Genomic DNA, 10,493 nt, shown 5'->3' with positions numbered 1-10,493 from the left:
TGCCCGCGCCGCACCCGCGCACCCGGCACCCCGGCCGCCGCCGACCCGCCGACCCGGCCGCACCGCCCGGCCCGGACCGGCCCGCATCCGCGCCCGCCGCGCCGCCCGCGCGCGCCGCCCGCTCCCGCCTGACCCGACAACCGGACGCCTTTCACCCCCCGACGGCGAACGCCGCCGGATGCGCCCGCGCGCGCCCATCCCGCGGCTTCGCCGTCATCCTCGCGTTCAGGGATGACGCGGCGCGCGGTTTCCGTCAGGATGCCCGCCATGCCGCCGCCCGACCTGTTCCTCGGCTTCATCGCCGCCGTGACGCTGCTGATGCTCCTGCCGGGGCCGAACGTGATGCTGCTCGTCGGCAACAGCATCTCGCACGGGCGGTCCGCCGGCTTCACCACGCTGGCCGGCACGGCGTCCGCCATGGCGGTGCAGCTCGCGGTCACGGCCTTCGGGCTGACCGCCCTGCTCGCCCATCTGGGCGCCTGGTTCGGCGTCCTGCGCTGGTCCGGGGTCGCGTACCTGCTCTGGATCGGCATCGCCACCTGGCGGCGCCCGCCGGTGGATGCGGCGGCGCCGCCGGCCAGCCCGCCCGGGCGGCGCGCCATCTGGGTGCGCGGCTTCGTCGTCTCGCTCACCAACCCGAAGACGCTGTTCTTCTACGGCGCGCTGTTTCCCCAGTTCATCGACCCGGCGCGCCCCGCCTCGTCCCAGGTCGCCGTGCTCGCCGGCAGTTTTCTCGGCCTCGCCCTCGCGATCGACAGTCTCTGGGTGCTGCTCGGCGGCGCGCTGGGCCGGCGCCTCGCCGGCGTCGGGCGGCTGCCGAACCGGATCGGCGGCGGCCTGCTCTGCGGCGCCGCCCTCGGCCTCGCGATCGCCCGCCGCCCCTGAGTCCGCCGATCACTGTCGCGTGAGATCGGCCGATTCGCGGCCGTTCCGGCTGCGCCGCCGCCGCCGCCTTCTTATGTCACGCCAGATGAATGCCCGCCGCCTCCACCATCGGTGGCGCGCATGAGCCTGGCGTCCTTCCTGTTCGGCACGCCGGATGCCGTGCGCGACCCGCCCCATGGGGTCATCGGTTGCGCCTGGTGCGGTCTCGTGCAGCGCCTGCCGGCGCGTTCAGGGCCCGGCGTCATCCATTGCCGCCGGTGCGATGCGCCGCTCGAACGCATGTCGGGCCGCGGGCTCGATGCCGCCCTCGCCTGCGCCGTGGCCACGCTGGTCCTGCTGCCGCCGGCCATTCTGCTGCCGCTGATGCGCGTCTCGCTGCTCGGGACCGCCAACCGCAGCACGATCACCGCCGGCATCGCCGGGCTCTGGCATCAGGGCTGGCCGCTGGCCGGCATCGTCCTGGCCGCCGAACTGATCGCGCTGCCGCTGGCGCGCTTCGGCCTGCTCGCGGCGGTCCTGGCGATGCTGCGCGCCGGACGCCGGGCGGCATGGCTCGGCCCCGCCTTCCGCATCGCCGAGCGGCTCGACGAGTGGGCGACCATCGACGTCTTCCTGATCGGCTGCATCATCGGCTATTCGCGCGTGGCACCGTTCCTGCCGGTGCGGATCGGCGCCGGCGGCGCCTGCGTGATCGCCGCCGCCTTCATGACGATGATCACCCGGGCAACGCTCGAGCGCCGGGCGATCTGGCGGTCCATCGGGCCGGAATCCAGCCATGCCGGGCACGACGCCATCGCCTGCGCGGCCTGCGGCCACGTCGCCGCCGCCGCCGATGCGGGCACGCGCTGCCCGCGCTGCCGCGCGACGCTCTGGCGCCAGCGCCCCCACGCCACGGCGCGGGCCCTCGCCCTCACCCTGGCCGGCTTCATCTTCTACCCGATCGCCTATCTCTACCCGATGGAAATCGACATGCGCGCCGGCACCGCGCATGCGCACTCGATCCTCTCCGGCGTGATGAAGCTGTTCCAGGCCGGGCTGTGGCCGCTCGGCCTCATCATCTTCACCGCCAGCGTCGCAATTCCCCTGATCAAGCTGTTCGGCATCGCCTGGATCATCCTGTCCTCGCACCGCCATTCCACCCGGCGGCTGCGGCTCAAGGGGCATGTCTGCCGCCTCATCGTCGAGATCGGCCGATGGTCGCATATCGATGTCTTCACCGTCGCCGTGTTCCTGCCGCTGCTGCACCTCTCCGGCCTGCTGAGCATCGATGTCGCCGACGGGCTGCCGGCCTTTCTCGCCGTCGTCGTGCTGACCATGCTGGCCGCGCGGGCGCTCGATCCCCGCCGCATCTGGATCGCCGCACGGGAGCCGGCCCATGGCTGATCCGGACGCGCCGGAGGCCCGCTTCCGTGGCACGCGCTGGCCGGGGTTGATCTGGGCGGTTCCGGTGGCCGCGGCGCTCATCGTCGCCTGGCTCGGCGTCGCGGCACTGGCGACGCGCGGCCCGGAAGTCGTCGTCACGTTCCCGATCACCGGCGGCATCAGGCCCGGCGGCACCGACGTGACCTATCGCGGCGCGACGGTGGGCCACGTGGTCAGCGTGCATCTCGATGCCTCGCTCGCCGCCATGAAGGTGCGCCTGCGCTTCGACCCCGACATGGACGGACATCTGGGGCGCGGCACCAGATACTGGATCGCCGGGCGGCACGTCAGTTTCGGCAACCTTGCCTCGCTGAAATCGGTGATCGCGGGTCCGCATATCGCGGTGGCGCCACGGAACGGGCCGATCCGGCATCATGCCGCCGGCCTCGCCCATGCGCCAGCCGTCAACCCCGCGAAGGCCGGACTGACGGTCATGCTGACGGCGGCGAAGAAGGGCAACATCTCGACCGGCGCGGGCATCTTCTACAAGGGGTTCCGGATCGGAACCGTGCGGAAGATCGCGCTCGGTCCGAACGGCGGCGGCTTTGCCATCGGCGCCTTCATCAGCCGGCGCTACCAGCGCCTGATCACCACGCGCAGCCGCTTCTGGAACGCCGGCGGCGTACGGGTGACGGCCTCCGGCGGCGGCCCCCGCCTCGCGATGCAGTCGGTGCCCGCGCTCGTCTCCGGCGCGCTGGGAGTGACGACGCCGCCCGGCGGCCGCCAGGCCATCGACGGCGCCCGTTTCCGCCTCTACCCCAGCGCCGCCGCGGCGCGCGACGCGCCGGGCCCGCATGCCGTCGCCTACAGAACGGTGCTGCCAGGCGGGCCAAACGGCCTCGCGGTCGGCGCGCCGGTAACGCTGGAGGGCGCCACGGTCGGCGCGGTGACCGGCGTGGCCATGGCCTACGCGCCGCGCGCGGGCGCGATACGGAGCACGGTCCGCTTCGCGCTCGATCCGTCGCGGATCGGCCTTGCCGGTGCGACGTGGAACCTGCGGCATCCGCGCCCGCAGATGAACGCGATGCTCGCGCGCCTGATCCACCGGGGGCTGCGCGCCCACCTCGCCCGCGCGACACCGGTGATCGGCCAGCAGGAACTCGCCCTCGCCATCATGCGCGGGGCAGCGCCGGCCACGCTCGGCAAGGGCGCGCCGCCCGCGGTTCCAGCCGTCGCCGGCGGCTCGATCGGCCGGCTCATGGCCGAAGCCGGCGGCATTCTGGCCAACCTCCATGCCGTCAGCGCGCGTCTCGCCGCGCTCAGCCGGGCGCCGCGGACGCGGGCCGCGCTGAAGCGGCTCGCGCAAACCGCCGCGAACGTCGCGGCCATCACCCGCACGACGCGCGGCCAGGCGCCGCACCTTCTCGCCGACCTGCGACGGACAGCGAACGAGGCGGATGAAGCGCTGCGCGATCTGCGCGGCATGATCGGCGCCCAGGGCAGCGCGGCCAACGCCCCGGAGTCGCAGACGATGCCGCATACGCTCTACGAACTCGGCCGGGCCGCGCGGGCGCTGCGCGAACTGGTCGATGAACTGAACGCGCATCCCAATGCGCTGATCCTCGGCAAGGGACGCTGATGACCCGAACGATCGCCACACTCGCGATGGCCCTGACCCTCGGCCTTGCCGGCTGCGCCGGCCAGCGGACCATCTATCTCGCGCTATCGCCGACATCGGGGCCGACATTCCACACCCGTGGAGCGGCGATCGCGGTGGCGCACGTGCTGATGCCGCCGACGATCGACCGAATCTACCTGACCACCGCGACCGGCCCGAACACGCGCGCCGTCTCGCGGCGGGCGCGATGGACCGCCCCGCTGGCGGGACAGGCGCAGGCCATATTGGCACGCGACCTGGCGCGCCGCCTGCCGGAGCGGCGCGTGGCCATGCCCGGCGATCCCGTCCCGCGGGCGGCGCTGCTGGTGCATGTCGAGGTGACGGAGTTCATGCCGCATCCGGGCCATGTCGAGCTCGCCGCGGACTGGCGCGGCGTGCGGGCGGGCAAGGCCGTGGCGGCTGGGCGGGTGCGCATCGCCGAGCGTTGCGGCGGAGGCGCGGCGGCGGAAGCGCACGCCATGAGCGTCGCGCTCGGCCGGCTCGCCGACCGGATCGCGGCGCGGCTTTCACGGTGAGGGGCGGTCAGACCGCGACGACCACGGCCGTCACGTTGTCGTTGCCCTTGCGGGCGAGGGTGGCCGCGATCAGCAGTTCCGGCGGCGGCACGCCGTCCGGCGAACCGAGCAGGGCGGCGATTTCCGCCTCGGGCAATGTCTTGCTCAGCCCGTCCGAGCAGAGCAGGAACCGGTCCCCCGGCTCGATCCGGCCGATCACCTTGTCGAGTTCGAGATCCGCGTCGTCGGCGCCGACGGCGCGGGTAATCACGTTCGCCTGGGGATGGTGCTCGGCGGCCTCGGGCGTGAGCCGGCCCTCGTCCACCAGCGCCTGCACCAGCGAATGGTCGCGGGTCAGCTGGGTCAACTCGCCGCCGCGCAGCAGATAGACGCGCGAATCCCCCGCCCAGAGGCAGGCGAAATGGTCATCGCGCAGGATCAGGATCGCGATCGTGGAGGCGATGACCGCGCGCGGGCCGCGCTGGGACGCCTCGTGCAGCAGGGCGTGATGGGTCTCGTTCACCACGCCCCGCACCTGCGGCAGCAATTCGGCCGCGGTCAGCCCCGGCTCGAGGCGGTCCAGCCCGGCGACGATCATCCCCGAGGCCACCTCGCCCGCCTGATGCCCCCCGGCACCGTCCGCCACCGCCCAGAGGCCGAGATCGGGGCGGCAGAGATAGGCATCCTCGTTGTGCCTGCGCACCGCGCCGACATGGGTTTCCGCCCAGGTCACGGCGCGCGGGATCATCGCACCGTCTCCCCGGCCTCATCGCGCAGGAACGCCGCGAAACCGGCGGGGTCGGGCAAGCCGGCGACCTCGATGCGGCCAGGACCGCGATGCGGCCCCCCGGCCGACCACCAGCCATATGCCGGCTCGCACGGATCGGGCGGGAGATCTGCCAGACGGGCGGCGAAGGTATCCGGCGGCACATCCGCGGTGACGGCGGCGATGCCGATCTCCTCGACCGCGTCGAGCCAGGCGGAGCCGGCGCAGGCCGCATCGGTCGCGAGCACCAGCGGAAAGGCGCGCCCGACACGGTCGATGCTGGGCAGCCACACGCCACCGAGCGGCACGCCCGCGACCGGCGCGGCAAATCGCCAGACCGGCGCTTCCATCCAGCAGGCCTGCCAGTCATCGCCCAGCGCGTTGCGGCTGGCCTCGAGGCTCGCGCGCATCCAGCCATCGAACGCGTCGACCACAGCCCGCGGCAGGCCGGCGCCGACGAAGTCGCCGCGCGCCGGAATCTTGCCGTAAAAGCCGCTCACCCGCGCCACATCTTCATCCTTTGAGGCTCGGGCAGCGGAAGTCGTTCAGCACGCCCGGCGCGAACGGGTTGAAGATCGACCCCGCCTCGAGCGTGAAGCGCGCCTGCATGCCCCCCTGATCGAAGGTGAGGGTGTAGCGGGCGGAGCTGCCGTCACGCGTGAGCCGCCCCATGCCGAACAGGCGAAACACCGCCCAGGGACCGCTGGCCTGAAGCGTGACCGGCGTGCCGCCGGCGGCCGGCGTGATGATCAGCCGGGCCGTCTGCATGCCGGTGGCACCCGGCCAGTTCACCGAGGTCGGCACCGTCGGGCCGTGGGCGTAGCTGACATCGACGCCGCCAAGCTGCAGCACGACCTGTGCCGCGCCCGCCGAGAGGCCGGCGGGCGTGACCGTGAACTGCACGCTGGGCTGCGTGCCGCCCAGGAAGAACATCTGCTGGATTTCCTGCGCGCGCTGGAATTCCGCGACGGCCCCCTGGCTGACCGGCGGCGCCACGCCGTTCACCGGCTGCACCGTCCATACCTGCCCGGTCATGTTCACGAAGGGCCGCACCTGCGTGTTGAAGAAATTGTCCATCACGCCGCCCGGCGCGAAGAGACGGGCGAAATCGGCAAGCGGAATGCCCGAGGCGGCACTTGCATCGAACGGGTAATGGCCGGTCACCGCCTTCTCGCAGAGTGCCGCGGCACCGCCCGGCGCCTTGAACGCCGCCGCCGCCGCCGCCGCGGCGCTGCCGCCGCGCAGGCTGTTCGATGTCGCGACGATCGCGCCGAGCCAGCGGCTGACCGGCTGCGGATCGTGCTGCGCCTCGCCGGCAAGGAGCTGGGCCGCATCGCCGCCGGCGGCGGGGGACGCGGGGCCCGCCGCGCCGGGCGCCGTGGCGGCGAGGGTTGCCAGCTGCTTCTGCACCTGGTCGATCAGTTGCAATGTCAGCGAGAGCGGAGAGCCTGCCGCGCCGTTGCCCACATAATTGCGCAGCGGCGCGAACTCGGCGTTGATTGCCGCCCCGGGCTTCGGGGCCGGGGCGCCTGACGCCTGCGGGCCCAGCAACTGCTTCAGCCGCGTCGCCGCTTCGTTCAGCTTGGCCGGTGCCCGCAGCTTCGCCTCGGCGCCCGTCGCCCCCTTGGCGGCCTTCGCAAGGTCTTTCGGCGGTTTGGTGAGCGTAAGCTCGTCCGCCATCGACGACAGCAGCCGCACCATCGGCGATTGGGGCGAGCCAAGCACGTAGAGCGCCTGCACGGCCTGGCCCGCGGAGCCGAGGGGCGCGATATTGAGGTCGTCGATCATCGACTGCCAGTGCCGGGCATAGGCGGTGTCGTAGAGCCGGATCACATCCTGCTCGAGCGACTGCATCTGCGGCGAATCCGGCTTGATCCGGTCCTGCGCGCCGAGCACCCAGCTTTCCCTGGCGACATCCTGTGTCGCATGGGTGAGGGCCGGCAGCAGCACGGTGTAGAAGCCGCGCTTGGTGAAGAAGCCGGGCACGCCATCGGTCAGCGGCTTGCCGGTGGCGTTGACGAAATAGGGCGTTCCGGCAGCCCCCAGCGCCGCCGCCGGCGTCCAGGCCGGCACGCGGGACGCCGCCTCGGAATCGCGGATGCGGGAATAGACCCGCTCGGCGATCGGCACGCGCGAGAAGGTCGCGCGCGCGGTGGCGATCAGCTGGCCGTCCAGCGGAACGTCCGGCAGCGGGCGGGCGAGCAGCGCGGTCAGGTCCCGCATCAGCGAATGGCGCAATGCGGTCTGGCCGAAGCCCGGATAGAGGCGCCGCCAGTCGAGCTTCATCCAGGCCTCGACCAGCGAGGCGTCGAGCGGTCCCTGATTGCCGAGCATGAGATAGACGCGGGTCGCCTGATACAGGAAATCCGGCCGGTCGAGCCCGCCGCGCATTTCCGCCTCGAGCTGAAGCACGAGGCGCGGCAGCAGCGCGTGGTCGAGCACGTTGCGGTAGACGGCGGCGGTCGCAGCCCTGATCGAGGCGCCCTGGTCGAGGCCGATGCCGTGATAGCCGCGCTCGGGGGGCGCGCCGGCAAGGTCGCGGGCCTCGCGCAGCAGCGGCGCGATCCGCGACAGATCGGCGCTGGCGACCGGATCGAGCCGGATCTGCGCCGCGACCTTCTGTTCGGCGGCAAGCCCGGCGCGCGCGCGGGCGATGGCGGCGGCATTGTCGGCATGGCTGCGGAACAGCGCCGCGAGCAGCACGACGAACACGAGGCCGACCGCGCCGAACCCCGCGCCGCGCAGCGCGAGGCGGCGCCGGGCGCCGGACCGGTCCGCCGAGCCCAGCATGGCCTCGCCGAAGATCACCTCGCCGATCAGCCGGCCAAGGAAATAGGAGCGGCCGGATTGCGGCCGCAGGCTGGGCGCGCGCCGCTGGTCGATGCCGAAGCTGCGGGCCAGCGCGCCGGTCAGACGGTCGATCGGCGTGCCTTCCTGCGTGCCCGAGCAGAGATAGACCCCGCGCAGCCACGGCGCGGGATCGAGCTGGGAGCCGGCGAACGCCTCGTTCAGGAAGGCCTCCAGCGGCGCCTGCAGGCTCGCGACCTGCATCGGGAAGCCGGCGATGAGCGAGCGGCGATCCGGGCTGCGTTCGGCGGCGAGGCGGTCGAGCATGCGCTCTTCCACGCGGCCGACCAGCTCGCGGAACTCGGCGGCGAACCGGCCCGCCATGCCCGCCGGCGTGCGATCGGGCGGAAAGGTCATGCCCCAGACCTGCGCGCGGCCGGCGGTGTCGAGATCGTCATGGAACTCGGTGAAGCCGGCGATCAGGTCGGCCTTGGTGAACAGCGCGTAGACCGGCACGGTGACGCCGAGGCGGGTGTTGATCTCCTTGATCCGCGCGCGGATGGCGCGCGCATGGGCGGCGCGGGCCGCGGCGTCGGCCTGGGCGATGTCGGACAGGGCGATGGCGACGATCACGCCGTTCAGCGGCTGGCGCGGCCGGGTGCGGCGCAGCAGGTCGAGGAAACCGTGCCAGCCGGCCTGGTCGACCGACGCCGAGGAATCCTGCGTCGTGTAGCGGCCGGCGGTGTCGATCATCACCGCCTGGTCGGTGAACCACCAGTCGCAATAGCGGGTGCCGCCGACACCGGCGACCGCCCCCTGGCCGAGCTCGGCGGCGAGCGGAAAGTTCAGCCCGGCATTGAGCAGCGCGGTGGTCTTGCCGGCGCCGGGCGGGCCGATGATGACGTACCAGGGCTGTTCGTAGAGAAAGCCGCGCCGGCCGCGCGCCCGGGCGAGGATGCCGAGCGCCTTCTTCATCTTGTCCGCCAGCGCGGCGACTTCCTCCGCCCGCATGCCGGCCTCGGGGTCGGCCTGGGTCTCGGTGATCGCCTCTTCGACGGCGGCCGCCTTCTTGCGGGCGCGGCGATCGAGCCAGAGATTGGCCGCAAGCCAGATCACAAACACCAGGACAGCGATCGCCGCGCGCGGCAGGACGCCGGCGAGCACGGCGAGGAAGGGGCCGAAGAACCAGACCAGGGCCGCGATGATCGCGGCGCCGACGCCGCTCAGCAGCCAGCGGACCAGCCGTGCGCTCATTGGGTTTCACTCCGGATCAGCACGATTTCGATCCGCCGGTTCAGGGCGCGCCCCTGCGGCGTCGCGTTGGTCGCGATCGGGTCGGCGGCACCGCGCCCCTCCGCGGTGATGCGGCTCTGATCGCCGATCGCGCGGTCGAGCACGGCGGCCGCCGCCTTCGCGCGGTCCTCCGAGAGGACCAGGTTGTTGGGGAAGCGCAGCGTGTGGATCGGCTGGCTGTCGGTATAGCCGATCACCTGCACCTTGCCCTTCTCGCGCGCCAGCGCCTGGCCGATCTTGGAAATCAGCGGCAGCGCGGTGCTCTCGACCGTCGCGCTGCCGGAGGCGAACAGGCCGGTGTTGTTGATGCGGATGACCGGCGCGTTGACGGTGCCGAGCACGGCGACCTCGCCCTTGGTGATTTCGGGTTGCAGGAAGCCGCGCAGCCGGTCGAGCACGTTCGGGCCGGTGGTGACCGGCGGCGGCGGCGGCACGACGGCGGCGGCGCGGACGATCTTCGGCATCCGCGCCGGGTGGGCGGCGACCGACTGCGCGTAGAGCGTGGCGGACTGGCCGCCGAGACCGTAGTCGAAGGCCGTGTAGACAAGGGCCAGCACCCCGGCGGCCGCCACCGCGGCGACCCAGACCGGCAGGGACGGGCGGCGCGGGCGGTAGGGCGCCGCAACGCCCTGCCAGTGGGGCGCCAGTTCGGGGCTGGCGGCCGGGCGGGCGCGGCGGAGGACGGCATAGACATCCTCGCGCAGCCGGTCGATCTCGGCGGGGCCGCGCGGACTGAGCCGGTAGCGCCCCATGTAGCCGAGCGAGAGGCAGATATACATCAGCTCGAGAACCGGCAGGAACCGGCCCGGGTTCTGCATGATCTGCTTGAGGATGTCGAAGAAGCGCTCGCCGGAGCGGACCTCCTGATGGAAGGTGGACACCATCGAGCGCGCGGCCCAGGCGCCGCTGCTGCCCCAGGGGGTGGCGAGCACCACGTCATCGAGGCTGGCGCACAGGGCGTAATGCGCGGGGCGCAGCTGGTCGTTCGGAATGCCCGCATTGCGGCCCGCCTGCTCGAAGTCGCGCAACGCGCGGGCGGTGCGTTCGCGCAGATCGCCCGAATCGGGCTGGGCCAGGGTGTTGCGCAGGCGAGCGAGCAACTGCAGCAGCGGGGCCGCGGCCGCCATCAGCGGCGTCGAGCCGATATTCAGCGTCTCCGCGCCGCCCGCGGGCGGCGGGGATGCCGGCCGCGGCGGCTCGCTCCAAGGGTCGCCACCGCCGGTTGGCG

The 10,493-nt window shown here is 72.9% G+C and carries 8 protein-coding genes; 4 read left to right on the top strand and 4 right to left on the bottom strand.

Annotated features, from left to right (window positions below):
• Nucleotides 1–267: 267 nt before the first annotated feature.
• The 4 genes from RT91_RS18315 (at nucleotide 268) to RT91_RS18300 (ending at nucleotide 4,440) form a co-directional block, all read left to right on the top strand.
• Nucleotides 268–885 (top strand): LysE family translocator, encoded by a 618-nt coding sequence (locus RT91_RS18315; protein WP_012039801.1) that lies wholly within the window; start codon nucleotides 268–270, stop codon nucleotides 883–885.
• 120 nt (nucleotides 886–1,005) lie between these two features.
• Nucleotides 1,006–2,268: a paraquat-inducible protein A gene (locus RT91_RS18310; protein WP_035189057.1), complete on the top strand. Its 1,263-nt coding sequence runs from the start codon at nucleotides 1,006–1,008 to the stop codon at nucleotides 2,266–2,268.
• On the top strand, nucleotides 2,261–3,886 hold the full coding sequence (locus tag RT91_RS18305; RefSeq protein WP_035189056.1) for an intermembrane transport protein PqiB: 1,626 nt from the start codon (nucleotides 2,261–2,263) through the stop codon (nucleotides 3,884–3,886). The genes RT91_RS18310 and RT91_RS18305 overlap by 8 nt, the downstream gene beginning before the upstream one ends.
• Nucleotides 3,886–4,440 carry a membrane integrity-associated transporter subunit PqiC gene (locus RT91_RS18300; protein ID WP_007423405.1) on the top strand — a complete coding sequence of 185 codons (555 nt, stop codon included), beginning with the start codon at nucleotides 3,886–3,888 and terminating at the stop codon, nucleotides 4,438–4,440. Before RT91_RS18305 ends, RT91_RS18300 begins: the two co-directional genes overlap by 1 nt.
• Nucleotides 4,441–4,447: 7 nt before the next feature.
• Here RT91_RS18300 and RT91_RS18295 read toward each other — a convergent pair whose 3' ends face one another.
• The 4 genes from RT91_RS18295 to icmH all read right to left on the bottom strand — a co-directional run.
• Nucleotides 4,448–5,167: a PP2C family serine/threonine-protein phosphatase gene (locus RT91_RS18295; RefSeq protein ID WP_012039805.1), complete on the bottom strand. Its 720-nt coding sequence runs from the start codon at nucleotides 5,165–5,167 to the stop codon at nucleotides 4,448–4,450.
• A complete protein-coding gene (gene tagF, locus RT91_RS18290; RefSeq protein ID WP_012039806.1) occupies nucleotides 5,164–5,694 on the bottom strand; it encodes a type VI secretion system-associated protein TagF in 531 nt (176 codons plus the stop codon). Before tagF ends, RT91_RS18295 begins: the two co-directional genes overlap by 4 nt.
• Before the next feature lie 4 nt (nucleotides 5,695–5,698).
• Nucleotides 5,699–9,226: a type VI secretion system membrane subunit TssM gene (gene tssM, locus RT91_RS18285; RefSeq protein ID WP_035189055.1), complete on the bottom strand. Its 3,528-nt coding sequence runs from the start codon at nucleotides 9,224–9,226 to the stop codon at nucleotides 5,699–5,701.
• Nucleotides 9,223–10,493, bottom strand: a 1,271-nt coding sequence (gene icmH, locus RT91_RS18280) for a type IVB secretion system protein IcmH/DotU (RefSeq protein WP_035189053.1), incomplete at its 5' end; no start/stop codon positions are given. The genes icmH and tssM, both read right to left, overlap by 4 nt.

Origin of the sequence: Acidiphilium sp. JA12-A1, from assembly GCF_000724705.2 — a bacterium.
Taxonomy (GTDB): domain Bacteria; phylum Pseudomonadota; class Alphaproteobacteria; order Acetobacterales; family Acetobacteraceae; genus Acidiphilium; species Acidiphilium multivorum.
This window is presented reverse-complemented; position numbering and strand designations above follow the sequence as displayed.